The organism is Microcella sp. (genome assembly GCF_019739195.1).
In the GTDB taxonomy this organism is placed as follows: Bacteria; Actinomycetota; Actinomycetes; order Actinomycetales; family Microbacteriaceae; genus Microcella.
The window spans coordinates 2,008,529-2,034,290 of sequence record NZ_JAHHDS010000003.1; the positions used below are offsets into that span (position 1 = coordinate 2,008,529).

Consider the following 25,762-nt stretch of genomic DNA (forward strand, 5'->3'; position numbering starts at 1 on the left):
AGCACGACAGTCATGAAGGCACTGCAATACGTCTCGGTCGACACCCCTCAGGTCGACGAGCTGCCCATTCCCGAGATCGGCGACGATGAGGTGCTCGTGGCAGCACGCTCGGTCGGCGTGTGCCACAGCGACATTGAGTTGCTCGAGGGCCGCTACATCATCCCGTTCCAGTACCCCATCATTCCGGGTCACGAGTGGTCGGGCGAGGTCATGGCTGTCGGATCGAAGGTGACCGGCCTTGCCAAGGGCGACGGCGTGGTGGGCGAGTGCGTGATCGGCGATGATCACTTCGGCTTCTCGATCAGCGGCGCGGCCGCTGAGTTTTTCGTCGCGAAAGAGTCGTGGCTGCACAAGCTGCCCGAAGGCGTCTCGTGGACGAACGCCGCGCTCGTCGAACCCTTCAGCGTGGCGTACTACGCGCTCATGCGGGTCGGAAACGTGAACGCGAGCGACACGCTGGTCGTGCTCGGTGCCGGCCCGATCGGCCTCTGCGTCACGGCCGCGTCGGCCAAGCTCGGCGCCAAGACGATCGTCGTCGAGCCGAGCGAGCACCGACGAGAGAAGGCGCTGTCACTGGGGGCAGACTTCGCGGTCTCGCCCGACGACCTCGCGGCTGTGCTCGCTCGCGAGAGCGGCGGGCGCGGGGCGAGTGTCGTGATCGAGGCGACGGGTCGCCCCGACGTCATGGCGCAGGCACTCGAGATCGCGGCGTTCAAAGGACGCGTCGGCTACATCGGCATCGATGTGGGTCGCGAAGCGCCTGCGAAGCTCGGGCTGATTCAGTCGAAAGAACTCACGATCACGGGCTCGATCGGTTCACCGGGTGTTTGGCCCGACACGCTGCGGTTCATGGCCCAGGCTGGCATCGACCTCACCTCGCTCGTCACCCAGCGTTTCGATGTCGACACCGCGACCGATGCGGTGGCGGCTGCCCGCAACCCTGCCGAGACGATCAAGGCCCACATCGAGTTCGACGCGTCGCTGTAGGTGCGGTGTCTCGGTCGTCCTGACCGGCCACGCACTACACGACGAAGGGGGCGGATGCTGTGCGCATCCGCCCCCTTCGTCGTTCTGACCCGTGTCGGGTCGGCCGCGTCAGGGCAGCAGCTTCGCCTCGCGATACCGGGCCACCGTGTCGACGAAGCTCGTCACGGTCGACCGGAAGTTCAAGAACCCGGCCTCGCGACTCTTCGTCATGTCGGTGATGCACTCGACCTCGCGGCCGAGGTCGCTGTCACTGTGCCACCACGACGCGAGCTTGGTGACGTCGCTCTCGACGAGACCCTCTCTCTCGGCGATGCGCTTCCAGATCTCCGGAGCCACCTCGCTCATCGAGTCGACGAGGGTGCGCGGTGTGTCTGTCGGACCTTCCCACTCGACACCGAAGTGCGCAGCGATCTGAGGCCACAGCCAGCGCCAACGGAAGACGTCGCCGTTGGCGATATTGAACGCCTCGTTCTCGCCCGCTTCGTGAGTGGATGCCCACACGAGCTGCTCGCCGAGCAGTTCTGCGTCGGTCACGTCAGTCACGAAGTTCCACTGCTCGACCGAGCCGGGGTAGACGAATGTCTGGCCGAGCTCTTTGCAGATGGTCGCGTAGACAGAGAGGGTCAGCACCATATTCATGGCGTTGTCGACAGCGAAGCCGAAGACGGTGTGCGAACGGTGCACGCTCCAGGTGAAGCCCATGCGCTCGGCGGCCGCGAACAGTTCGTCTTCTTGCGCGTAATAGAAGTTGGGGCTGGGCAGTCGCGGCTCTGATTCGTGGAACGGGGTCTCGGCCTTGACGCCGGTCGCGTAGTCCTCGAAGGGGCCGAGGTAGTGCTTGAGACCGGTGAGCAACGCCACGTGCCGCACACCGCCGTCGGGCTCGAGCGCGGCGAAGAGATTGCGCAGTGTCGCACTGTTGACCGCGATGTTCTCGGCCTCGGTGTCTTTGCGTATCCAGGCGGTGACGATCACGATCTCGGGCGCGAGACCGGCGAGTGCCACCGCGGTGGCGTCAGCATCGAGAAGGTCTGCCTGAATCGGGGTGACGCCCTCCACCATCGAGTTGCCGCGCCGCGCGAGGCCGTGAACCTCCCACCCCGCCTCGACGAGTTGACGGCTGACCGTCTGGCCAGCGATGCCGGTGGCACCGACGACAAGCGCGCGCCGGGTGTGTGCAGTGTTCATCAAAGAGCCGCCTTTCGAACGACGATGTTCAGTTTAGATAAACGCTAGCGCACGGGAGTCGTCGCGTCGATGCGCAGTCGAGGTCGACCCGGAGCGGGCGCCGTCGATAGCCCGCACGATGATCAGCGGGAGTGCGCCTGCGCAGGCCGGGATCGTTCGCTGTGCGGCTCGGCAGGCTCGATCGAATTCGCCCTGCAGCGAGCCCACACCGCGCCGGATGCCATACGAAATGGGACGACAAGGCGCCGAGGGCGTGATTGACGGGTCGCTGCGCGGGCGTCGCCCGCGGGTCGCAATAGAGCGCAGTTCAGGGGCGCGCGGCAGCGTCGGCAAGGCGTGCGTGGTCGAGCCGGAGGCACCCGTTCACGAGCGTTTTCGGAGCGAGTTCCACGAATCGTTATGAACGCCGCTTGTGAACACCAGTACTTTTCCATAAAGTGTCACTCAACATCCCGTCCAGTGTGAACGGTCGGGAGCATCGAACTCTTTCAAAGGGGAAAGCATGGCCGAGGCCACCGCAACGCCGAGACTGCTCACCGGCTCACGGTTCGGAATCTCCAAGGGCCTCCTCACGGTGCTCATCTCGACGATCGCCCTTATCGTGCTCAGCGCGGTGCTTGCTCCGAGTTCTGTCTCGCAAGGCGCGGTTCTTGGCATGCTCCCCTTCGCCGCGGTCTTGGCGATCGTCGGTCTCGGCCAGATGCTCGTGGTGCAGCAGGGCGGCATCGATCTGTCGGTTCCCGGTTCGGTGTCTCTCGCCGTCGTGATCGTCACGCACATGCCGAACGAGAACGACGCCATGCTGCTGCCAGCGGTACTCGTCGCCTTCGCCTGGGCGATCGGAGCGGGGCTTCTCAACGGCTTCATGGTCGGCCGCCTCGGCCTGAACCCCATCATCGCCACTCTCGGAACCAATGCTCTGCTTTTCGGAGCAGTGCTTGGCATTTCGGGTGGCATTCCGCGCACGACGACCAATCTGCTCAGCGAGATCGCGGGCGGTCGTACTCTCGGCATTCCGCACGCGGTGCTTTTCGCCCTCGCCTTTCTCGCACTCGTGACGATCATGGTGAAGAAGACGGTCGTCGGCCGACGATTCAAAGCAGTCGGCGCCAGCCCAGCTGCGGCGCGGGCGACGGGCCTGCGTTATCGCACCCACCAGGGCGCTGCGTACGTGTGGGCGCAGCTGCTCTTCGCGAGCGCAGGAATCCTGCTCGCGGGCATCACCAACCAACCCACCGCCTTCCAAGGCAACAGCTATCTGTTGACCTCGGTCGCGGTCGTCGTGCTCGGGGGAACCTCGCTGCTCGGCGGTCGGGGCTTTCCGGCGGCCACGGTGGTGGCCGCCCTATTCCTCAGTCAGCTCGACCAGTTCGTGCTGGCTCTGGGCGTGCCGTTCGCGGTGCGCACACTCGTCCAGGCCGCCGCTCTCGCGATCGGCGTCGCGATCTACACGGTCAACTGGACGGCACTACGGCAACGATTCGCCCCACCATCGGTCGCTGCTGCTCCTGCAACACCCTGAAGCCCCGTTCCACCGGAACGGAGCGCACCAAGAGACGTGCGACAAGGCCGTCGCGCCGAACAATGGAGGAAAGAATGATTCACCGCAAAATCTCCGCGGCAATCGCTGCTGCAGGACTGACGGCGCTTGTCCTGACGGGCTGCGCCACCGATGCGGGCGAAGAGCCCACCACCCCCGGCGAGCCCGTCGCCGGCGCACCCGACTGGTGCGGACCTGAGGAGGCCGTCGTCGGTCTGCTCGACGGTTTCGGTGGCAACAGCTGGCGTCTCGTGACGACGGCTGCCGGTGCCGACGAGGTCGCCAAGTGCCCGAGCGTTGTCGAGTACCTGTACGCCGACGGTCAGGGCGACACGCAGAAGTCGATCTCCGACATCCAGGGCATGGTCGCCTCGGGTGCCGACGCCATTGTTGTGTTCCCCGACGCTGGCGAGGCGATGCTCCCCGCACTGCGCAGCGCGTACGAAGCGGGCGTTGTCACGGTTCCGTATCGCGTCAACCCGAACGGCGTTGACGGCGAAGACTACGACATCTGGGTCGGCGCCGACTTCGTCGCCGATGGCGTCGCGTGGGGCAACTGGATCCAGGAGAACTTCCCGGATGGTGCCAACATCCTGTTCCTCTCGGGCCCGGCCGGCAACAGCCAGGGCATCGACGAGCGCACGGGCTTCGAGTCGGTGCTCACTGACCCGAAGTACGTGTTCATCGGGGAGCAGCCCTACGAGGTCACCAACTGGGACCCGGCACTCACGCAGCAGGTTCTGACCGCGGCAATCGCGCGCTTCGACCAGATCGACGTCATCGTGTCGGACTTCGGGCCGTCGCTTGTGGGCGCACTGCCCGAGTTCGAGAACAGCGGCCGCTCGATTCCCGCCCTCGTCACCTCTGACGGCAACGTGCTGAGCTGCTTCTGGGAGGAGAAGAACGCGTCGAACCCCGACTTCGATCTCTTCACGGTCGCGACCGGCAACGACAACGTTCGACTCGCCGTGCAGCACGCCGTGGCTCGCGCCACGGGCGGCGTCATCCCCAGCGAGACCTCGTTCGCCGCTCCGGTGTTCGAAGACTCCGTCAGTGGATCGCCCAACCCGGTGACGTGCCGCGACGACCTGCCCGGTGACATCTACCTGTCGGCGCAGATGCCGGCAGATGACCAGGCAGCACTCCTGCAGTAACTACGCATCATCAGCGATTCCGACCCCCGGCTTGCAGAACTCGATTCTGTGGGCCGGGGGATCGGGCCGCTCCACACCCGCTCGCACGCACCGATTGAGGGTCCAGCTGTGAACAACCAGGCCACCGAAGCGCCGACGACCGTCGCCACGCTCACCATGACCGGCATCTCCAAGCACTTCGGCGGTGTCGCAGCGCTCACCGACGTCTCGTTGGAGGTGCTTCCGGGCGAAGTGCACGCACTGCTCGGCGAGAACGGCGCCGGCAAGTCGACACTCATGAACGTCGCGACCGGCACGATCAAGCCCGATTCCGGCACCATGGTCTTCCGGGGCGAATCGCTCGACGACCTCGACCCGCGAGAGGCCGCGCGACGCGGAATCGCCTTCGTGCACCAGCACCCGGCCGTCATGCCCGACATGACCGTGCTCGAGAACCTGCTCGTCGCTCTTCCGAAAACGGTGTTCACGGGAGGCCGCGTCGACGACATCGCACGCGAGCTGCTCTCTACGGCCGGCCTGCGGGTGCACTTGAGCGAACGCGTTGAGAACCTCTCTGTCGCTCAGAAGCATCTGCTCGAGATCGCCAAGGCACTTGCCGTCAAGCCCGCGCTGCTCGTGCTCGATGAGCCCACCGCGCCGCTCGGGCAAGAGTCGGTCGACCTGCTTTTCGCCTTGGTGCGCGACTTCGTCGCTCAGGGCACATCGGTGGTCTACATCACCCACCGCCTCGCCGAGGTGCGCGAGCTCGCAGACCGGGTGACCGTACTCCGCGACGGCAAGCTGCGCGCGACTGCCGTGGTTGACGATGTCACCGACCACGAGTTGCTCTCGCTGATCGTCGGACGCCAGCTCGACTCGACCTTCCCCCCGAAGCACACTGGCGACGACGAACAGCCCAACTTCGTCATCGACGCCATCACGGGTGCGGGATTCAACGACATCTCGGTCTCCGCTCGTCGCGGAGAGATCGTCGGCGTCGCCGGCGTCGTCGGCAACGGCCAGAGCGAGCTTCTGCGTGCCCTCGCGGGCCTTTTGCCGCTCGAAGGCACGGTCAGCATCAACGACACCACCATGTCGGCCCGCGAGCTGCTGAGCAAGGCGGCCTACCTTCCAGCCGATCGCATCACTGAAGGCCTCATGATGCGTCTCTCGGTTCGCGAGAACGCTGCTGTGTCGGCACTGCGGCGATTCCGCGGGCGCCTGCTCATGAATCGCAAGCGCGAGGCCGGCATGGTCGGAGAGACTCTCGGCTCGCTCTCGGTCAAGGCCGCATCGCTCGACTCGACCGTCTCCTCGCTCTCGGGCGGCAATCAGCAGAAGGTTATGGTCGCTCGAGCGCTTCTTTCTGAGCCCGTGCTCGTGCTCGCCGATGAGCCGACGCAAGGTGTCGACGTCGGTGCCCGAGCTGAGATCTACCAAATTCTTCGTGACGTGTCGGCATCGGGCATTCCCGTGGTGATCGCCTCCTCCGACGCAAAAGAACTCGAGGGTCTGTGCGACACGGTCATCGTGATGTCGCGCGGCCACGTCGTAGACACCCTGCGCGGCGATGACCTCACAGAAGAGCGCATGATTCACGCGGCAGTGAGCTCGACGACGCAGACGGTGAGCGTCGACGACATTGCCGAGGCGGAGAGCGACGAGCGCACCGCCGTGCGGGCCGCGAAGGTGCGCCGATTCTTGCAGGGCGACTACGCACCGACGGTGCTGCTTATCGCCGTCATGATCGGCCTCGGTGCCTACATTTTCGCTCAGAACGATCGGTACCTCGGAGACTTCAACATCTCGTCGATGCTGCTCTTGGTCACGGCGCTGGGATTCATCGCCATGGGGCAGACCATCGCGCTGCTGACAGGGGGAATCGACCTCTCCGTCGGCCCACTCGTCGGTTTTCTTGTCGTCATAGGTTCGTTCTTCATCCTTGACGAGGCGCCCGTGACGTCGATCATCCTGGGATTCGCAGCGATGCTCGGGGCGTCGATCATCGTGGGCCTGCTGAACGGCTCGCTGATTCGGTACGCCAAATTCACGGCGATCGCGGCGACTCTGACGGTCTACATCGCTCTCCAGGGCATGAGCTTCATTCTTCGGCCGACGGCCGAGGGCTTCATCAATCGTGACGTTTCGAGCTTCATCACGACCAAGCTCGGTCCGGTGCCGGTTGCCTTCATCGTGCTCGTCCTGGTCGTCGTTGGCCTCGAGTACGCCCTGCGCAAGACTCCCTGGGGCTGGCAGTTGCGGGCCGCGGGCTCTGACGAAGAGTCGGCGCGTCGAGTCGGCGTCGAGATCAACCGCACCGTAGTTCTCGGGTATGTCGCGACGTCGGCACTGACCTTCTTGGGCGCCATCATGCTCATGACCCAGATCGGTGTCGGAGACCCTGCTCAGGGTGTCGCGTACACCCTGTCGAGCATCACCGCCGTCGTACTCGGCGGCACGAGCCTGCTGGGTGGCCGGGGAACATTCGTCGGCACGCTTCTCGGTTCGATGCTGCTGATTCAGGTGCTCAACGCCACGGTGTTCTTGCGACTCGATCAGATGTGGCAATACATCTTGCAGGGCGTTTTGATTCTCGCGGCCGCGATTCTCTACTCGCTCGCGCGCTCTCGTCGCCGTCGTCGCAGCCGTCGCTCGTGAGCCTCGAGGCGGGCAGTGCGCGCATCGCTGTCCTCGGCACCGGAGCGAACGGCGCGGGCATCGGCGCAGATCTGACCCGAGCTGGCCATGACGTCACGTTCATCGAGCAATGGCCCGCACACGTCGAGGCGATGCGCGCGAACGGAGTGCGCGTCGAGATGCCCGAAGAGACGCAGACCACGCCGGTTCGTGTGCACCACTTGTGTGAGGTGGCCGAGATGCGCCAGCCGTTCGACCTCGTGTTTGTGCTCGTCAAGGCCTACGACACCCGTTGGGCGTGCGAGCTCATCAAGCCAGTTCTTGCCGCTGACGGGTTGGCCGTCGGCCTGCAGAACGGCATGCAGAGTGACGACATGGTCGAGATTCTCGGCTCACACCGAACGCTCGGCGCGGTCATCGAAGTCTCGTCGAACATGTTTGAGCCGGGCGTGGTCGAACGACAGAGCCCCCCAGGCAAGTCGTGGTTCGCCGTGGGCAGCCTGAGCGATGACACGCTGGCCCGGGTAGAGCCGGTCGCGCAGATTCTGCGGGCATCGGGCACCGTCGAGGTGTCTGATGACATTCGATCGTCGAAGTGGATGAAGCTCGTGGCCAATGCAGCCGAGCTCGTGCCGTCAGCGATTCTCGATCTGCCCCTGGGCGACGCGGTTCGCATGCCAGGAATGCGCGAGTTCATGATCGAGACCGGTCACGAGGCCGTACGCACGGCTCTTGCGTCGGGTCGTCGCCTGATGCCGATCTTCGGGATGACCGACGACGACATTGCCAAACCTGACGACTATGCCGTGATGCTGCTTGATCGCGTGCTGACCGAATACACGCTTCCCTCTACGCGCACGACCGTGCTGCAAGACTGGATGAAGGGCCGTCGTAGCGAAGTGCACGAGATCAACGGCCTGGTCGTGCGCACCCAGGCTCAGCTGGGCGGGCGTGCGCCGTTCAATGAGCGGGTCGTCGAGGTGGCGACGCGCATCGAGGCCGGAGAGCTCACGGCGAGCCCGGACAACATCGCGCTGTTGCTGGCCTAGATGTACCCGGTCATGACGTTGGTGACACGCGGCTGATCGGCGGCAGGCCTCCGCAAGCGGTGTGGCCTCGAGCGTAGTTGTAATGCTCAAGCCACGGCGAGAGAGCATCGTGACGAGCTTGGTTGGTCAAGAACGGATGCCGATAAGCCCAGTTCTCCTGCAGGGTTCGGTTGAACCGTTCAGCCTTGCCGTTCTGCCACGGGCAGTGCGGCCGCGTCGTCACGTGCCGTGCGCCCAGCAGTCTCAACGTGTCTTGGAACGCGTGGGAGATGACGTAGTTCTTGGCGTTGTCCGTCATCACCGCTCGAATCGCCACGCCGTGCTGGGCGAAGAACGCTGCCGCGGCGGTGAGGAACGCCGCGCACGTGGCGCCTTTCTCATCCGGCAGAATCTGCGCAAACGCGAGCCGGGAGTGGTCATCGACGGCGACGTGAACGTAGTCAAACCCGAGCTTGGCTGACTTCACGCGGCCGCGATTGTGATCGATGACGGCAGGGCCGTCGATTCTCCACCCGCCGCCGTCAGGAATGCGACCGAGCTTCTTCACGTCGACGTGGATCAGATCGCCGGGCATCTCGTGCTCGTAACGCAGCTGCGTGGTCCGGGAGGCGCGAATACGAATCCCGGTGACCGGGTCCAGCTCATGCAGGCGCGGCAGCCCTGCTCGAGCGATGATCCGAGACGCCGTCGAGGCGCTGACCGTGAAGCGCAACGCCAACTCGTCACGGCCGATGCGTTCGGCCTGACGGACCGCAATCAGCTCCCTGACGACCGTGGACGGCGTCGCCGTCGGTGATCGCCGTGGCCTCGATGAGCGATCGATTAAACCAGCAGGGCCGTGGCTGCGGAAGCGTCCCACCCATCGGTGCGCGCACTGGCGCGAAACACCGAGTTCTTTCGCGACGTGCGAGATCGGGCGGCCCTGCAGCACCCGTTGAACCAGGATCATTCGGCCGGCTGGCGCCAGCCTCGCATTACGGTGGACCAAGAGAAGGCCTTCCTCTTCGATGGCGTTAGACACCACTCAGAATGAAGGCCTTCTCCTCAACTCCGTGTCACCAACCTGCTGACCGGGTACACCTAGAGCCCGCTGCGCCGCCGGGTGACCTCGGCCACGGCCGACCAGTCGAGGGCGCTCAACTCGGCATCGCCGAGCGCCACCTCGAAGAGTTCGTGCAACACGGGGGCGAGCGGCAGTGAGACGCCTCGCTCGGCCGCGGCGGTTTCGGCGAGACCGAGATCTTTCAGCCCCAGCGACATCGCGAAGCCGACAGGTTCGTAGCGCTTCTGTGCGATCAGCGGGGCGTAGCCCTTGTGAGCAGCACCGCTGAACGCCGTGTGCGTAAGAATCTCGACGAACTCGCTCGAGTCGATACCCGTCGCCTCGACGAGCGCCACCGACTCGGCGATCGATTGCAGGGCGCTGATGAGGCTGTAGTTGACGGCAATCTTGACGACGCTCGCCATGGCGACGTCGGCACCGAGGTTCCACGTCTTCTGACCTAGCGCCTCCAGCGATGCTGCAGACGCATCGATCGCGCGGGGGTCACCGGAGGCGACGACGAGAAGACCACCGGTCGCGGCGATCGTCGATCGGCCCAGTACGGGCGCTTGCACGTAGCCCACGCCGTGGCGGGCGTGCCGCTCGGCGAGTTCGCCAGCGGCGGCAGGGCTGATCGTGGCGTGGTTGACGTGCACGCGCCCGCTCGGCACGGCCGCGAGTAGCTCATCGTCGAAGACTGCGAGCAGTGCGGAGTCGTCGGCGAGCATCGAGTGCACGATGGCGCACGTCGCGAAAGCCGCGGCGGGGGAGTCGGCGACCACGACGCCGTCGCGCACACGCAGCGCGTCGACAGCGGGAGCGCTTCGATTCCAGATCGTGACCGAGAAGCCTTCGTCGAGCAGTCGCGAGACCATTCCCGTGCCCATCGCGCCGAGGCCGAGGAATCCGACAGAAGGGCCCTGGGCGGTCATCTCGGCGAGCCGAACTCGTCGGGGTCGCTGTGCGGTGCGTGATCCACGATGATCCTCCAGTTCGGCCGGTGACAGGGCGGAACACCAGTGTACAGCTCTGCTTCACACGCATCTCAGAGCGCTCCTCGGCGAGCAGCCGACGAGTCGCCAACCAGGTCCGAAATGGCCGCCACTGGACTATGCTGAACGGAGGGTGAACGTTCACCAGCACTAACGATCTGATGAACACTCAGGCCGACATCGTGCGGCGCGAGAGGGGCAGCGATGCAGTTCGACGTCGGAGCAGAACTGCGCCGCGTGCGCGAGTCGCGCAAGCTCAGTCTGCGTGCGGTGGCCACGGCAGTGGGCGTCTCGGCAAGCCTGCTCTCGCAGGTCGAGACCGGCAAGACGCAGCCCTCGGTGAGCACGTTGTACGCGCTTGTCAACTATCTCGGCATCTCGCTCGACGCCCTCATGGGCCACAACGGCGTCAACACATCGCCTCTCGGGCTCTCGACCTCCAGTGCGCCGACGTCGAGCGACGGGCGTCAGAGCGACTCGGTCGTGCAGCGCCGAGAAGACAACCCGATCATCGAGATGGAGAACGGCGTCACGTGGGAGCGCCTCGCCGTCGGCGATTCGGCTGTGGCTGACCCGCTCATCGTCACCTACGCCCCCGCCGGCTCATCGTCGGTCGAGGGAAAGATGATGCGCCACGCCGCGCTCGAGTACGGCGTGCTGCTCGAAGGCAGGCTCACGCTGCGCATCGACTTTGAGACCTACGAGCTCACGCCGGGTGACTCGTTCTGCTTCGATGCGCAGCGCCCGCACCTCTACATCAACGAGGGTGATGTGCCCGCGCGCGGCATCTGGTTCGTGATCGGCCGTCGTGAGATGGCCTACCAGACTCTTTCTGATCTCGGCCACGACGACACCGGCGAGGTTCGCCCGATCGCCTCGGCCGTCGACGTGCTGCAGGCCATGAAGTCGCTCAAGGTCGAACCTCGCGACTGACCTCGTGGCGCTTGTTCAGTACGGGTTCGCGACAAAGAGGTCTTGCGCCGGGAACTTCGTGAGCACCTGTGCGCCGTTGGCCGTGATGACGACCTCTTCCTCGATGCGCGCGGCCGACACTCCGTCGGAGGCTGGGCAGTAGGTTTCAAGCGCGAAGACCATGCCAGCCTTGATCTCGACCGGGTGGCTCAGCGAGTTGAGACGCGAGATGATCGGCCTCTCGTGCAGGCCGAGCCCGAGCCCATGCCCGAACTGCAACCCGAAAGCATCCATCTCGCTCTCGATGCCGATGTCTTGCGCCGTCGGCCACAGTTTCGCCACTTCGTCGGTGCCGACACCATCAGCAACGGTGTCGATCGCGGCATCCATCCATTCGCGCGCCCGTCGGTATGCGTCGTGCTGGGCAGGGGTCGAGCTGCCGACCGAGAAGGTGCGGTAATAGCAGGTTCGGTACCCGTTGTACGAGTGAATGATGTCGAAAAACGCTTGGTCGCCTGGCCGGATGAGCCGGTCGGTGAAGTTGTGGGGGTGCGGGTTGCAGCGCTCGCCCGAGACCGCATTGATGGCCTCGACCTGATCACTGCCGAGCTCGTAGAGCTTCTTGGCGGCGAGCGCGACGATCTCGTTCTCGCGAATGCCGGGCTTGAGGGCATCCGTGATGTCTTGATAGACACCGTCGACCATCGCGGCGGCCTGGCTCAGCAGCATGATCTCGTCGACGTTCTTGATGGATCGTGCCCCGAGCATGTCTTGCTGGATGTCGATGACCTGGATGCCCTGCGCCTGCATCTCGAACAGGAAAGCGGGCTCGACGATATCGACGCCGATGGGCATTCCAGCGAGCCCAGCGTCGTGCAGCAGACCCTTGATGGTGGTCACGGCCTCTTTCATGAGTCCGACCTCGGGGTGAATCGCCCCGCGCAGGCCGAGCATGCCGCTGTGGCTGTGGCCCTCGTGCAACCAGGGCGAGAAGAGTCGGTGGTGCTTGGCGGCCGAACCGAAATCCCAGAGGTGCGGCTTTCCGTCGCGGGGCAGCAGGGCGTAGCGCGACATCTTGTCGCCGAGGGCTCCGCCGATCCAGGTCTGGGTCGTGTAGCGGATGTTGTAGAAGTCGAAGAGCAGAAACGCTCCGCACTCCGTCGCTTCGAGCGCCTGCATCGCGCGGCCGAGCCGATAATCGCGCAGACGGTCGAAGTCGACCCGCTGCTCGTAATCGACCCCCATGTGGCCGTGCGCGGGAATCATGCGGTTGTCGAAGTCGAGCGCCCCGACGAGGGGTCGCGCTGCTTCGCTGCTCGAGGACATGAGGAAGTGCTCCTGACGTTGGGTGAATATGCTGGTCATGAGACCGGGGTGGGCGCCTTCACCGCGCCCACCCCGGTCACGTGCGTGACGAGTCAGACTCTGCTGATCACCACTCGGGAGCGACCGACGGGTCGTCCGCGTTGTCAGCGGTCACCTTGACCGAGGGCATGAACAGCTCGCGGGGCGACGGGGTGTTGCCCGTGAGCACGTCGTACGCGACGCGCACGGCGTTCTCGCCATCCCATGACGACGACTGGAAGACGGTGCCGTCCAGCTCGCCCGAGACCACGAGCGGGTTGCCGAGGAACGTGTTGCCGATCGACGTGATGTAGAGCGACGCGGGGTCGATGCCTCGAGCCTTGAGGGCGTCGATCGCGCCAGCGACCATCGTGTCGTCAGCCGCGTAGATGCCCTGAACGTTCTCGGGGCCCACAGCGGTCAGCATTTCCGACACAGCGATCTGCGAGTCATCTTTGTTCCAGTTGCCCGGCTGCTCGGCGAGGATCGTCACGTTCGGGCAGTTCGCCTCGATCGTGTCGACGAAGCCAGCGTTGCGGTTGATGGCCGTCGAGTTTCCGGTGAGACCGTTGACCACGAGAATGCCGACCTCTTCGCCGTCGACGAGCTCGCACATGATCTCGGCCGATGAGACGCCCTGACCGTAGGTGTCGGGGCCCGAGTAGGCCTCGGTGAGATCCTGGTCTTCAGGGTTCACGTCAGAGTTCGTGACGGTGACCGGGATTCCGGCGGCGTTGGCGGCAGCCAGGCACGGACGCACGGTGTCGCCCACGGCGGGCCACAGGATGATCAGGTCGGGCTGAGCCGCGACCGCGACCTCGCACTCGCTGGCCTGCTGGTCAGCGTCGTACTGCGAGTTCGTGATCGTCAGGTTGATGCCGAGTTCGTCGGCGGCCGCCTGCATCGGCGGCAGGTAGGTGGTGCCGTAGGGCTGGTCTGTGCCCTGGGGCAGCAGCGCGTAGACCTCGAAGGTCTCGTCGCCAGCGCCAGCGCCGTCGGTGCCGCCGTCGGACGAGTCTGCAGCTGCGCAGCCCGAAAGCACGAGTCCAGCGGCGGCCACAAGGCCGATCGCGGAGAACGTGATGCGAGTGTTTCGCATGGTCTTCCTCTTTCCGTTCTTGGTGGGGTTGACGCCGTCAGGGTTGACGACGAGCAGCTCAGACGGGGGTCTGAGCCTTCTCGCGACTGCGCAGAGACGAACGAACGCCTGCGAGAGCCGCGCGAAGATTGGTGGGATCGGTGATCACGGCGAGCAGCAGAATGACGCCGATGAAGATGTCTTGAATGTCGACCTGCACGCCCGAGAGCGTGAGTGCTATCTGCAGGATGCCGAGCGAGAAGGCGCCGATGAGGGTGCCGAGCACCGAACCGCGCCCGCCGTTGAGCACGACGCCGCCGATGATGGCTGCGGCGAAGCTCGCGAGCAGCACCGTCGACCCTGCCGTCGGGTCGGCGGCGGTGCGCTCGAGCGTGTTGATGATGCCGGCGAGAGAGGCGACGAAGCCCGAGATCAGGAAGCCGGTGAGAATGCGGCGACGCACGGGAATGCCCGCATCCACCGCAGCCTGCCGGTTGCCGCCGACCGCATAGAACTCGCGGCCCGCTCTGACGCGGCTCAAGAAGATCTGCAGAGCGACGAAGGCGAGGATGAAGAGCAGCACGCGAGGGGTGAGCGGCCCCAGCAGGGGAGCGCCGAAGGCGATGCCGGCATCGATGTTGGTCAAGCGCACGGGCTCTTCGTCCGAGAGCACGAACGCGAGACCTCGCAGGGCGAAGAGCATGCCCAGTGTCGCGATGAACGAGTTGATGCCGACCACGACCACGAAGAACGCGTTGATCGCGCCGATGATGAGGCCGGTCGCGAGGGCGGCGAGAATGCCGAGCCAGAGGTCGGGAATACTCGCCATCACGACGCCCGACACCGCGAGCGTGCTGGCGACACTGAGGTCGAGCTCGCCCATGAGAATGACGGCGGTGAGGCCGAGTGCGACGAGGCCGATGAGCGCGACGCGGCCCAGGGTCACCTGGTATGAGGTGAACACGACGGGCTCGAGAATGGCGGCCGCCACGATCACGACCGACAGCAGGGCCAGCCCTCGGCCCTCGGTGCGGCGCGCGAGGGTCACCTTGAGCTGGTCGAACCAGCCGCCGCGCGCCGCGCCGAGGTGCATGGTGGTGTGAGGCTGCTTCTCTGTAGTGCTCATTTCTTGGCCGCCCTTCTCGCGAGAGCATCGACAGAGACCGCGAGCACGATCAGCGCTCCGATCGCCATCTGCTGGAATCCGAACCCGATACCCGAGAGCACGAGAATGTTGGTGAGCACGCTCACGAAGATCACGCCGAGCAGGGTGCGCAGCACGCTGCCCTTGCCGCCGAACACGCTCGTGCCGCCGATGATGATCGCGGCGAGCGCGCGGAACTCGTAGCCGTCAGACATCGACGACACCGCCGTGTTCGAGAAGGCGGCGAGCACGAATCCGGCGACCATGGCCGAGAGAGCGGTGATGACGAAGGCCCCGACGACGACGGCAGTCGTGTTGACGCCGGCGAGGCGTGTGGCGTTCTTGTTGGAGCCGTAGGCGCGCACCGCGAAGCCGAAGGTCGTACGCGTCAAGACGAACCAGAGCACGATGGTTACGAGCAAGAGCACCAGGGCCGAGAGCGGGATCGGGCCGAGCCTCGCTTGACCGAACGCACGGATCGGTCCGTCTTCGGGGCCGAAGAAGATGCTGCCGCCGGAGAGCCAGCGCAGGATTCCGAGGCCGATGAACGTGGTCGAGAGGGTGACGATGACCGCGTTGGCCTTGAAGAAGCCCACCGCGAGGCCATTGACGACTCCGTACATCATGGCGACGAGCGAGGCGACGGCGACAGCGGCGAAGACACCGAACTCGTTGCTGATGCCGATGAAGATCACCGCCGACGTGGCCACTTGGGCGACGACCGAGAGGTCGAGGTAGTTGGCGCTGATGACGACGAAGGTCATGCCGACCGCGACGATGCCGATCGGCGCCGCCCGGTAGAAGACGTCGGTCAGGTTCGGCAGGGTCGCGAACCCGTCGATGAAGATCACGGCGGCGAGAATCAGCAGCACGGTGAAGACGATGACGCCGCGATCGGCCATCCAGAGCAGCAGGCTGAACCGCTTCTTCTCGATGCCGGCCTCGGTGGAGTTGGCGACGGCGATCGTCTCGGTCAGGGTCTCGGTCTCACGGCTCATTAGGCACCCACCAGGGTCTCGCCGGATGCCAGCGACATCACGGTCTTCTCATCGGCTTCCGACTGCTGGAGCGTGCCCATGATGCGGCCGTCGCGGACGACGTGGATCACATCAGAGAGCTCGAGCAGCTCGGGAAGATCAGAACTCACGACCAGCACCGCGGCGCCGTTGTCGGCGAGCTCGCGCACGAGGCGGTGAATCTCGGCCTTCGCGCCGACATCGACACCGCGCGTGGGCTCGTCGAGCACGATGAAGTCGGGCTTGCGGCCGAGCCACTTGGCGATGACGACTTTCTGCTGGTTGCCGCCCGAGTACTCGCCGACCTCGCGCGAGATTGCGGGCGGTCGCAGCCCGACCTCGTCTGCCAGCCGCCGCACGAAGCTACTGATCGACTTGGGTTTCAGCACCGAAGCGGTCGAGAGCTCGGCCCGGTTCGGCAAGGCCACATTGTCGGAGACGGTCATCGTAAGGGCGAGGCCGTCGACGCGACGTTCTTCAGGCACATAGCCGATGCCGGCGCGCACGGCCGACTGGAAGCTGCCGATGACGGTGCGGCGGCCATCCACCGTCATCGTCACTGTGCCCGCCGTGCGCGGGTCGGCGCCGACGATCGCGCGCACGAGCTCGGTGCGACCGGCGCCGACGAGGCCGCCGAGGCCCACGATCTCGCCTGCGCGCACGTCGAGGTCGACGTCGTTGACGTTCGGAGCCTTGATGCCGCGCGCGGAGATCACGACATCGCCAGGGGTGGCCGTGCGGCGCACCTGCAGGTCGAGCTGCAGCTCGCGACCGACCATGGCGTCGATCACGGCACTCGGGGTGGTGTCGGCGATCTCGGTGCGCTCGACGAGGTGGCCGTCGCGCAGAATCGTGACGGCGTCGCAGATCGCGAAGACCTCGGGGATGCGGTGCGAGATGTAGATGACTGCCATGCCTTTGCTCGCGAGCCTCTGCAGCATCGCCAGCAGGTAGTCGGTCTCGGCCGGGGTCAGTGTGGCGGTCGGCTCGTCGAGGATGAGCACGCGCGGCTTACGAGCGACCGCTCGGGCGATCTCGACGAACTGCCGCAGTGAGACGGAGAGGCGCGCGATCGGCTCGTCGAGGTCGACGGTGACGCCAATCTCATCGAGGGCTTCGCGGGCGATGGCCTTGAGTCGACGGGAGCGAATGAAACCGGCCGTCGTCGGCGGGGTACCGAGCAGGATGTTCTCGGCGACCGTCATCTCGGGAACAAGGCTGAGCTCTTGGTGCACGAGCGCGATACCGGCGTCGATCGCGGCCCGAGGGCCGCCCTCGAGCTCATCGCCGCCGACACGGATGCTGCCGGAGTCGGGCGAGATGATGCCGGCGAGAATGCGCATGAGCGTCGACTTGCCCGCCCCGTTCTCTCCGACCACTGCGTGGATCTCGCCGGGGCGCACCTCGAGGTCGACATCGGCGAGGGCGAGAGCGCCGCCGAATCGCTTCGAGATGCCGCGCGCCTGCACGATCGGCGCGGGGTTCTCGTGCTGCTCTGAGTTCGTCATCACTCTCCATTGGGTGCTGATCGCTGACGTCGGCGTCGTTCTGAGTGTAAACACACGAAGAACACTTAAGCCAGACCTGTGGCGTATTTGTTATCTAAGAGAGAACGATTCCCGAGGGAAAGCCCGGGATTGTGCGTTCTCGCGCTACTGGATCACCATTCCGCCGTCGATCATCAGCAGCTGCCCCGTCATGTAGTCGCTGTCGGGGCTCGCGAGGAACGCGGCCGTGCCGACGATGTCTTCGGGGTAGGAGTAGCGCTTCATGAGAATCATGTTCTCGGCGATCGAGTCCATCGACTGGCCGGGCTTGTCGAACATCCCCATCGCCACAAGGTCTTTGTCGAGCTGCTCCCACAGCTCGGTGCGCACCACCCCAGGCGCGTAGCCGTTGACCGTGATGTTGTGCTCGATGAGCGACTTGGCGCCGGCCTTGATGATTCCCAGAACGGCGTGCTTGCTCGCCGTGTACACGGTCACGTCGATGAAGGCTTCTCGCGACAGAATCGAGCCGACATTGATGATCTTGTACGGCTGCTCTTGCTTGCCCTGATCGCGCATCTGCTTGGCCGCCTCTTGCATGCACACGAGAGTGCCCCAGGCGTTGACGTCCATGATTCGCTGCCAGTTCTCTTCGGTGATGTCGAGAAAGAACAGCGGCTTGTTGATGCCGGCGTTGTTGAGCAGCACGTTGATCGAGCCGAACTCGGCGACCGTGTGGGCCACGGCGGCGGCAGCCGACTCGCGCTTCGTGACGTCGAGCGACACCGCGGTCGCGACGCCGCCGGCGGCGTTGATCTCGTCGGCCACGGCCTGGGCGCCCTCGAGGTTGACGTCGCCGAGGCAGACCTTGGCGCCTTGCGCCGCGTAGTAGCGGCCGACCGCCGCACCCATTCCCTGGGCTGCGCCGGTGATCAAGACGTTCTTTCCTGCGAGTCGCGTGGTGTCCATGCGATGCTGCTCCGTTTCGCTGTGTCTGAGGAGGGACGGGCCCGGAGGAGAGAACAGCGTGTGGTCTCGCACCACCGGCGACCCTGTCGGTGTTATGCCACACAATACACGAAGGTCGTGAATGCACCACTGGAACGCGTTATCGTGGCTCCTGGGAGAACACTGACCACTCACGGGGTGACAGCGCACGGTGCTGTGTTGCGCACCGCCGTACACTGTTGACGAACACCCGAGGAATGGATTGTCACCATGAGCAACGCCGACGACGAATGGTCGATCGTGGGAGAGCGCATCCGGCTCGCTCGTGAATCGCTCGGTATGAGCGTGCGAGAGCTCTCGCGACGGGTCGACGTGTCGGCCAGTCACGTGTCGCAGGTCGAGCGCGGCCTTGCCTCCTTCAGCGTTCGCGCGCTCTACACGGTCGTCAGCGAGCTCGGCATCTCGATGGACAGCCTCTTCGAGGACTCTCCCGTCGACACCGACGATTCTCCGTTTCCGGATGACGATGCCGTAGTGGCCCGTTCGAAAGACACCTCGCTCGAAGAGGCGGGAATCGTGCTGCGGCACGCCGATCGACCGACGATCAGCCTGAGCTCTGGCCCGCGCTGGGAGCGCCTGACGGCCAAGCCCGAGTCGAACGCCGAGTTCATCGACGTCATCTACGCCCCAGCGCCCGGCGCAGAACCGCCGGCCGACTTCGTGCGGCACGACGGTCGCGAGTACGGCGTGATCATCCGTGGCGAGCTCAACGTGCAGGTCGGCTTCGGCACGGCTGTTCTCGCCGTCGGCGATTCGATCTCGTTCGACTCGTCGATTCCGCACCGGTTCTGGAACAGCTCAGACGACGAGGTGCACGCCATCTGGTTCGTGCTCGACAACCACCTCGATGAGATGCGTCAGCAGTTCTCGAGCGTGGGCGCGACGAACCACCTGCACGGTTCGAGCGAGCGCCGACCGGCGAGCGCGCACTGACGACCCGTCAGGGCACGCTTGCCGCGCACCTCTACTCCTAGGCGCGCCAGACCGTCTTGAGGTTGCAGAATTCGCGGATTCCCGCGGCGGCGAGCTCGCGGCCGATGCCCGAGTTCTTGATGCCGCCGAACGGCAGCTCGGGGTACGAGACGGTCATGCCGTTGATGAAGACCGCGCCAGCATCCAGATCGCGCGCGACGCGCTCCTGCTCGTCGGGGTCAGTCGTCCACACCGCGGAACTCAGGCCGAACGGGGTCTGGTTGGCGATCGCGAGCGCCTCATCGACGTCGGCGGCGCGGTAGACGGTCGCGACCGGCCCGAACGCCTCCTCCATCACCAGTCGCGCGTCGGCCGGCAGATCGGCGATGACGGTCGGCGGGTAGAAGAAGCCGTCACCCTCGGGCACGGTGCCACCGGTCAGCAGCGTGGCGCCGTGGGCGACGGCGTCGTCGACGAGCTCGGCGAGCTCGTCGCGCCCGCTGAGGGTCGCCAACGGCCCGACCTGCACTGACTCGTCGAGCGGGTCGCCGACGACAAGCGCGGCCATCTTCTCGACGAAGAGTTCGGTGAAGCGGTCGTAGACGTCGGCGTGCACGATGAAGCGCTTGCCGGCCACGCACGACTGCCCGTTGTTGATGGTGCGGGCCGTGACGGCCATCGATGCCGCCGCTTCGAGGTCGGCACTCGGCAGCACGATGAAGGGGTCAGAGCCGCCGAGCTCGAGCACGGCTTTCTTGACCGCGGCACCGGCCTGCGACCCGACGGCGCGGCCTGCGGGCTCAGAGCCGGTGAGAGTCACGGCCTTGATGCGCGAGTCGGCGATGATCGCCTCGACCGGGCCTGAGCCGATGAGCAGTGTCGTGAAGGCGCCCTCGGGAAACCCTGCCCGGGTGAAGAGCGTGTCGAGGTACAGGGCCGACTCGGGCACGTTCGACGCATGCTTGAGCACGCCAGCGTTGCCGGCCATGAGTGCGGGTGCCGCGAATCGGATGACCTGCCAGAGCGGGTAGTTCCAGGGCATGACGGCGAGCACGACGCCGAGCGGCTCGTAGCGCGCACCGGCTGCCGACGCGTTGACGGCCGCGGGGTTCTCGAGCGGCTCATCGGCGAGAAAGCGCTCGGCGTTCTCGGCGTAGAAGCGCATATTCTTGACGCACTTGAGCGCCTCAGCGCGTGCCTGGGCGATGGGCTTGCCCATCTCGCGCACCATCATGACCGCGACGTCGTCGGCCTCGGCCTCGAGCAGGTCGGCGGCTGCGCGCATCCACTCTGCACGCTGGGCGAAATCAGTGCTGCGCATGGCGTGCACGGCGTTCTCGGCGAGGGCGATGCGCCGCTCGATCTCGGCGGCGTCGTGCGCGTCGAACGTGCGCTCGGTCGCTCCGGTGGTCGGGTTGATGACGGCGATGGCCATGAGTGCCTCTCTCCTGTGTGTCGGCTTATCGGGTCGACGCCGAGGCGTCGGTGAAGATGTCGGGATGCGCGGCGAGCAGTCGTCGCGTGCGCCTGATGTGGTTCTCTACCGTGCGCTCGGCACTCTCGACATCGCCTTCGCGCACGGCGGTCACGAGCAAGTGGTGCTCGTCGTGCACGATGCGCTGGCTGTGGTCGTCGATCATGAGCGTGTAGGCGCGACGGTACGGCTGCGTGGTGTTCCACAATCGCGTGACGAGGTCGTTGAGCACGAGCGTCTCGGCCCCCGAATAGCTGAGCATGTGGAAGGCGCGGTCGAGCGCCAAGAACTCGGCAACGTCGTCGGTCTCGGTCATCTGCTGTGCGAGCTCGGCGAGCTCGATGATGTCGCGTGCCGTCAAGGAGGGCATCGAGTAGCGCATCAGCAGCGGTTCGAGCCTCTCGCGGGCTTGGTAGACCTCTTCGCACTCGGCGAGGGTGAGGCGCGAGACCCACGCCCCGGCGTTGGGCACGAGGGTGACGAGACCCTCGGCCTCGAGCAGCTTGAGCGCCTCGCGCACCGGCACACGGCTCGCGCCGAAGCGCTCGGCGATCTCCTCCTGCCGCAGGCGAGCACCAGGAGGGTAGGTGCCGCGCACGATGCCGTCGCGGATGCCCTCGGCGACGCGCGAGCTCGCATTGCCGTCGCGGGTGGCCGGCGTCGGCACGAAGGCGGCAGTCATTCGGCCGGCCTCCTCGGGTCCCACAGGCGCACGGTCGCGTCGCGCTCGTAGGCCTTGCCGTCGGGGTAGCTGACGAGCTCAAGCTGCATGCCCCAGGGCGAGAGAAAGTACTGCCAGCGCTGACCCTCGCTCGCGTTGCGGCTGCTCGTCGGTTCGCCCAGCAGTCGCACGCCGTGCTCGCGCAAGTGCGCGATGCCGGCATCGAGGTCGTCGACGTAGAACGCCAGGTGGTGGCCGCCGATGTCGCTGTTGCGCGGCTGGGGCGCCTGCCCATCGGCAGGCTCCCACTGGAAGATCTCGAAGTTCGGGCCGAAGCCGCAGCGGAAGAACCTCAGCTCGCGCATCACCGAGCGGGGGTGCACGTTCAAGTGCTCGAGCATCCAGTCGTCATCGCGCTCGAACGGACCGAGCGTGTAGACGTACTCGCAGCCGATGACGTCGACGAAGAAGCGTTGAGCCTCGTCAAGGTCGGGCACGGTGAAGCCGATGTGCTCGGTGCCTCTCAACCCGGGAAGACCCATGTCGACATCCCTCCTTTGCGGCGACTGGATGCAATCTTAGCCACACGAGTCGACTATCGGCCAGGAAAGCACAGAAACGTGTTGAGATTGGATGCAATTGCGGGTATCGTCACGGCCATGCCGAAACAACGACGTTTGGAATCCACCGCTCCGTGGGTCGAGCTCAGCACGACGGCCGCCGATTGGAAGGCCGCCGACCCTGCGCTGCTCGCCACGATGCTCGGCCAGTTGCACCTCATCCGCGCCTTCGAAGAGCGCGTGCTCGACCTGGCCGGTGAAGGCCTCGTGCACGGCCCGGCGCACTCGTCGATCGGTCAAGAGGGCGGTGCCGTCGGCTCGATCGTGGGTCTGCGCTCGAGCGATGCCGTCAACGGCTCGCACCGCGGCCACCACCAGTTTCTCGCCAAGGCGCTGACGCACGTCGCCCAGGGCGGCCTCGACCTCGACGCTCTCGTCACCGCAGACATTCAGACGGTGCTGCAGAAGACGCTCGCCGAGATTCTCGGCCTCGCCCAGGGCTACTGCCGCGGTCGCGGTGGCTCGATGCACCTGCAGTGGTTCGAGGCTGGCGCGCTCGGTACCAACGCCATCGTGGGCGGCGGCGCCCCGATGGCCACGGGCAACGCCTGGGCCCAGAAGCGCTCGGGCACCACCGACCTCACCATCAACTACTTCGGCGATGGCGCCGCGCAGATCGGCTCGGTGCTCGAGTCGATGAACCTCGCCGCCGCGTGGAAGCTGCCGGTCTGCTTCTTCGTCGAGAACAACTTTTACGCCGTCGCGACCCGCATCGAGGAGAGCGTGGCCGACACCCGGCTCTCGGTGCGCGGCATGGGCTTCGGCATTCCGTCGTGGCGGGTCGACGGCATGGACCCGCTCGCCGTGCACCTCGCCATGGAACAGGCCGCCGAGGTCATGCGGTCGGGCGGTGGCCCCGCGGTCGCCGAGGCCGAGGTGTACCGCTTCTTCCACCAGAACGGCCCGTACCCGGGCAGCGCCTTCGGCTACCGCACGAAAGAAGAAGAGGCGGAGTGGAAGAAGCGCGACCCGCTCGAGCGCGTCGCCCGCGAGATGATCAAGCTCGGTCTCATCGATGAGGCGGGCGTCGAGAGCGTGCGCGCCCAGGCCGTCGCGGCGATGGATGCGGCCACCGAGCCGCTGCTCGAGGCCGATCCCGAGAAGCAGGGTCGCCGCCGCATCCGCCCCGAGCTCTGGCCCGACCCGAACTTCGTCGACGTCGGTGTGCGCGGCGACGCGAGCGAGCTCGAGTCGCTCACCGTGCTCGACCCGAGCACGTCGCAGGCCGCGCGCGAAGAGACCAAGTTCGTCGATGCCGTCGCGGGCGTCATGGAGCGCCGGATGTCGCAAGACGATCGCATCGTGGTGCTCGGTGAGGACATCCACCGGCTCAAGGGCGGCACCAACGGCGCGACCAAGGGCCTCGCCGATGCCTTCCCCGACCGCATTCTCGGCACGCCGATCAGCGAGAACGCGTTCATGGGCCTCGGCGGCGGGCTCGCCCTCGACGGCCGCTACCGCCCCGTCATCGAGTTCATGTACCCCGACTTCATGTGGGTCGCGGCAGACCAGGTGTTCAACCAGGTGGGCAAGGCACGCCACATGTTCGGCGGCGACAACCCCGTGCCGCTCGTGCTGCGCACGAAGGTCGCCATGGGCTCGGGCTACGGCTCGCAGCACCTCATGGACCCGGCGGGCATCTTCGCCACGAGCCCGGGCTGGCGCATCGTCGCCCCGTCGTCGGCCGCCGACTACGTGGGCCTCATGAACGCCGCCCTCGCCCTGCAAGACCCCGTGCTGGTGATCGAGCACGTCGACCTCTACGGCGAGAAAGACGAAGTCATCGCCGGCGACCTCGACTACATCATTCCGCCAGGCACTGCCGCGGTGCGCCGTGAGGGCGCCGAGATGACGGTCATCAGCTACCTGTCGATGGTGCGGCACTGCGCCGAGGCTATCGAGCAGACGGGCGTGGATGCTGAGCTCATCGACCTGCGCTGGCTCGACCGGGCGTCGATCGATTGGGCGACCATCGAAGCCAGCGTCAAGAAGACGAACGCGGTGCTCATCGTCGAGCAGGGCGCCATCGGCACGTCGTACGGCGGCTGGCTGGCCGACGAGATTCAGCGCCGGTTCTTCGACTGGCTCGACCAGCCGGTGCAGCGGGTCACGGGCACCGAGTCGTCGCCCTCGATCTCACGCGTGCTCGAACGGGCCGCAATCGCCCGCACCGAAGAGGTCGTCGCCGGCCTCGAAACCGTGCGCCGGAATGCGGGGGGTGCCTGATGGCGACGACCATCCGCATGCCGGAGGTGCTCGCGAACGTCACCGAGGCGGCCGTGCAGAAGTGGCTCGTCGCCCCGGGCGACGCCATCGCCGTGGGGCAGCCCTTCGCCGAGATCGAGACCGAGAAGGCTGTCGTCGAGTACACCGCCGAGACGGCCGGAACCGTGCTCGAGCTGCTCATCAAGGAGGGCGACAACGTCGACGTCGGCGCCCCCATCGCGATCGTGGGGGAGGCGGGGGAGGTGGCCCCCGCCTCTCCCGCGGCAGACTCGTCTGCCGCTGGAGCCGCGGCCACCGCCGCACCGGCCGAGCCGGCAGCGCCCGCTGCCGAGTCGGCACCTGCCGCAGCAACACCCGCTGCGCCTGCACCCGCAGCACCTCAGCAGACCACGGCCGCTCCGGGGGGCGAGGCGCACCCCGGAGCGCGCCGATTCATCAGCCCGCTCGTGCGGCGGCTCGCTCGCGAGCGCGGCCTCGATCTGTCGTCGGTCACCGGTAGCGGCCCCGACGGCCGCATTGTGCGGCGCGATATCGAGGCGCTCGCCGCCGGCGCTTCCGCCTCGGCAGCCGCTGCACCCGCACCGGCAGCCACGCCAGCTCCCGCCGCGGCGTCGGCCGAACCGGAGCTGATTCCGCACAGCCGCATGCGCACGACGATCGCGCGCCGGCTCACCGAGAGCAAGTCGACGGTGCCGCACTTCTACCTGACGGCCGACTGCCGGGTCGACCGGCTGCTCGAGCTGCGACGCGAGATCAACGCCATCGACGGCGTCAAGATCTCGGTCAACGACCTCGTGGTGAAAGCCGTGGCGGCCGCCTTCGCCGACGTGCCCGAGGCCAACACGACGTGGAGCGATGAGGGCCGGCTGCGCCACCGCACCGCCGACATCGCGATCGCCGTGTCTCTCGACGACGGCCTCGTGACTCCGGTCGTGCGCGGCGTCGAGTCGCTCACCGTCACGGCACTCTCGGCCGCGGTCATCGACCTGGCGACCCGGGCTCGCGAGGGAAAGCTCAAGCAGCACGAGATCGAGGGCGGCAGCTTCGCCGTCTCGAACCTCGGCATGTTCGGCACGCAGGCCTTCAGCGCGATCATCAATCCGCCCCAGGCGGGAATCCTTGCGGTCGGCGCAGCGCGTCAGGCCCCCGTCGTCGTCGACGGCGCGCTCGAGGTCGGCACGGTCATGACCGTGACGCTCTCGGCCGACCACCGCGTGATGGATGGCGCGCTCGCCGCGCGCTGGCTCGCCGCCTTCGTCTCTCGCATTGAGAACCCCGTGTCGATCCTCGCCTGACTGCGCGTTTCCGCACG

21 protein-coding genes are annotated in these 25,762 nt (G+C 66.2%); 9 read left to right on the top strand and 12 right to left on the bottom strand.

The annotated features are described in order from the left end of the window. The first annotated feature begins 12 nt into the window (after positions 1-12). A complete protein-coding gene (locus KL788_RS11540; protein WP_293171693.1) occupies positions 13-987 on the top strand; it encodes a zinc-dependent alcohol dehydrogenase in 975 nt (324 codons plus the stop codon). Between the two features lie 108 nt (positions 988-1,095). Here KL788_RS11540 and KL788_RS11545 read toward each other — a convergent pair whose 3' ends face one another. Continuing rightward, the gene (locus tag KL788_RS11545; protein ID WP_293171696.1) at positions 1,096-2,175 is read right to left on the bottom strand and encodes an SDR family oxidoreductase; all 1,080 of its coding nucleotides are present in this window, start codon (positions 2,173-2,175) and stop codon (positions 1,096-1,098) included. A 502-nt stretch (positions 2,176-2,677) separates the two neighbouring features. Here KL788_RS11545 and KL788_RS11550 point away from each other — a divergent pair. The 4 genes from KL788_RS11550 to KL788_RS11565 all read left to right on the top strand — a co-directional run bounded on the left by KL788_RS11550 (position 2,678) and on the right by KL788_RS11565 (position 8,534). Further along, on the top strand, positions 2,678-3,697 hold the full coding sequence (locus KL788_RS11550; RefSeq protein WP_293171698.1) for an ABC transporter permease: 1,020 nt from the start codon (positions 2,678-2,680) through the stop codon (positions 3,695-3,697). 74 nt (positions 3,698-3,771) lie between these two features. After that, positions 3,772-4,869, top strand: coding sequence for a substrate-binding domain-containing protein (locus KL788_RS11555; protein WP_293171701.1), 1,098 nt, complete (start codon positions 3,772-3,774; stop codon positions 4,867-4,869). A gap of 108 nt (positions 4,870-4,977) precedes the next feature. Continuing rightward, positions 4,978-7,506, top strand: a complete 2,529-nt coding sequence (locus KL788_RS11560) for an ATP-binding cassette domain-containing protein (protein ID WP_293171704.1) — start codon at positions 4,978-4,980, stop codon at positions 7,504-7,506. Next, positions 7,503-8,534, top strand: a complete 1,032-nt coding sequence (locus tag KL788_RS11565; RefSeq protein ID WP_293171707.1) for a ketopantoate reductase family protein — start codon at positions 7,503-7,505, stop codon at positions 8,532-8,534. Before KL788_RS11560 ends, KL788_RS11565 begins: the two co-directional genes overlap by 4 nt. A gap of 10 nt (positions 8,535-8,544) precedes the next feature. On the opposite strand, the gene KL788_RS11570 is transcribed toward KL788_RS11565, so the two are convergent. After that, positions 8,545-9,522: an IS481 family transposase gene (locus KL788_RS11570; RefSeq protein ID WP_293173324.1), complete on the bottom strand. Its 978-nt coding sequence runs from the start codon at positions 9,520-9,522 to the stop codon at positions 8,545-8,547. 92 nt (positions 9,523-9,614) lie between these two features. Beyond that, the gene (locus KL788_RS11575; protein ID WP_293171710.1) at positions 9,615-10,508 is read right to left on the bottom strand and encodes an NAD(P)-dependent oxidoreductase; all 894 of its coding nucleotides are present in this window, start codon (positions 10,506-10,508) and stop codon (positions 9,615-9,617) included. 264 nt (positions 10,509-10,772) lie between these two features. On the opposite strand from KL788_RS11575, the gene KL788_RS11580 reads away from it, so the two are divergent. Beyond that, positions 10,773-11,501 (top strand): cupin domain-containing protein, encoded by a 729-nt coding sequence (locus KL788_RS11580; protein ID WP_293171713.1) that lies wholly within the window; start codon positions 10,773-10,775, stop codon positions 11,499-11,501. A 15-nt stretch (positions 11,502-11,516) separates the two neighbouring features. Here KL788_RS11580 and KL788_RS11585 read toward each other — a convergent pair whose 3' ends face one another. From KL788_RS11585 to KL788_RS11610, 6 genes are all read right to left on the bottom strand, one after another. Next, positions 11,517-12,806, bottom strand: coding sequence for a M24 family metallopeptidase (locus tag KL788_RS11585; RefSeq protein ID WP_293171716.1), 1,290 nt, complete (start codon positions 12,804-12,806; stop codon positions 11,517-11,519). A 106-nt stretch (positions 12,807-12,912) separates the two neighbouring features. Next, positions 12,913-13,923, bottom strand: a complete 1,011-nt coding sequence (locus tag KL788_RS11590) for a sugar ABC transporter substrate-binding protein (RefSeq protein WP_293171719.1) — start codon at positions 13,921-13,923, stop codon at positions 12,913-12,915. A 58-nt stretch (positions 13,924-13,981) separates the two neighbouring features. After that, entirely contained in the window at positions 13,982-15,028 is a 1,047-nt protein-coding gene (locus KL788_RS11595; protein ID WP_293171722.1) for an ABC transporter permease, read from the bottom strand. After that, positions 15,025-16,044 carry an ABC transporter permease gene (locus KL788_RS11600; RefSeq protein WP_293171725.1) on the bottom strand — a complete coding sequence of 340 codons (1,020 nt, stop codon included), beginning with the start codon at positions 16,042-16,044 and terminating at the stop codon, positions 15,025-15,027. Before KL788_RS11600 ends, KL788_RS11595 begins: the two co-directional genes overlap by 4 nt. Continuing rightward, the gene (locus KL788_RS11605) at positions 16,044-17,570 is read right to left on the bottom strand and encodes a sugar ABC transporter ATP-binding protein (protein WP_293173327.1); all 1,527 of its coding nucleotides are present in this window, start codon (positions 17,568-17,570) and stop codon (positions 16,044-16,046) included. Before KL788_RS11605 ends, KL788_RS11600 begins: the two co-directional genes overlap by 1 nt. A gap of 144 nt (positions 17,571-17,714) precedes the next feature. After that, positions 17,715-18,518, bottom strand: coding sequence for an SDR family NAD(P)-dependent oxidoreductase (locus tag KL788_RS11610; RefSeq protein ID WP_293171728.1), 804 nt, complete (start codon positions 18,516-18,518; stop codon positions 17,715-17,717). A 249-nt stretch (positions 18,519-18,767) separates the two neighbouring features. Here KL788_RS11610 and KL788_RS11615 point away from each other — a divergent pair, with 249 nt between their 5' ends. Next, positions 18,768-19,490 (top strand): helix-turn-helix domain-containing protein, encoded by a 723-nt coding sequence (locus KL788_RS11615; RefSeq protein ID WP_293171731.1) that lies wholly within the window; start codon positions 18,768-18,770, stop codon positions 19,488-19,490. Between the two features lie 37 nt (positions 19,491-19,527). Here KL788_RS11615 and KL788_RS11620 read toward each other — a convergent pair whose 3' ends face one another. The 3 genes from KL788_RS11620 to KL788_RS11630 are packed head-to-tail and all read right to left on the bottom strand — an operon-like array spanning position 19,528 to position 22,146. Next, positions 19,528-20,904 carry an NADP-dependent succinic semialdehyde dehydrogenase gene (locus tag KL788_RS11620; RefSeq protein WP_293171734.1) on the bottom strand — a complete coding sequence of 459 codons (1,377 nt, stop codon included), beginning with the start codon at positions 20,902-20,904 and terminating at the stop codon, positions 19,528-19,530. Positions 20,905-20,929: 25 nt separating this feature from the next. After that, entirely contained in the window at positions 20,930-21,625 is a 696-nt protein-coding gene (locus tag KL788_RS11625) for a GntR family transcriptional regulator (RefSeq protein WP_293171737.1), read from the bottom strand. After that, entirely contained in the window at positions 21,622-22,146 is a 525-nt protein-coding gene (locus KL788_RS11630; protein WP_293171740.1) for a VOC family protein, read from the bottom strand. Before KL788_RS11630 ends, KL788_RS11625 begins: the two co-directional genes overlap by 4 nt. 117 nt (positions 22,147-22,263) lie before the next feature. Between KL788_RS11630 and KL788_RS11635 the strand changes: the two genes are divergently transcribed. Further along, a complete protein-coding gene (locus KL788_RS11635) occupies positions 22,264-24,450 on the top strand; it encodes an alpha-ketoacid dehydrogenase subunit alpha/beta (RefSeq protein ID WP_293171743.1) in 2,187 nt (728 codons plus the stop codon). Then, positions 24,450-25,745 carry a dihydrolipoamide acetyltransferase family protein gene (locus tag KL788_RS11640; RefSeq protein ID WP_293171746.1) on the top strand — a complete coding sequence of 432 codons (1,296 nt, stop codon included), beginning with the start codon at positions 24,450-24,452 and terminating at the stop codon, positions 25,743-25,745. The genes KL788_RS11635 and KL788_RS11640 overlap by 1 nt, the downstream gene beginning before the upstream one ends. Positions 25,746-25,762 lie beyond the last annotated feature (17 nt).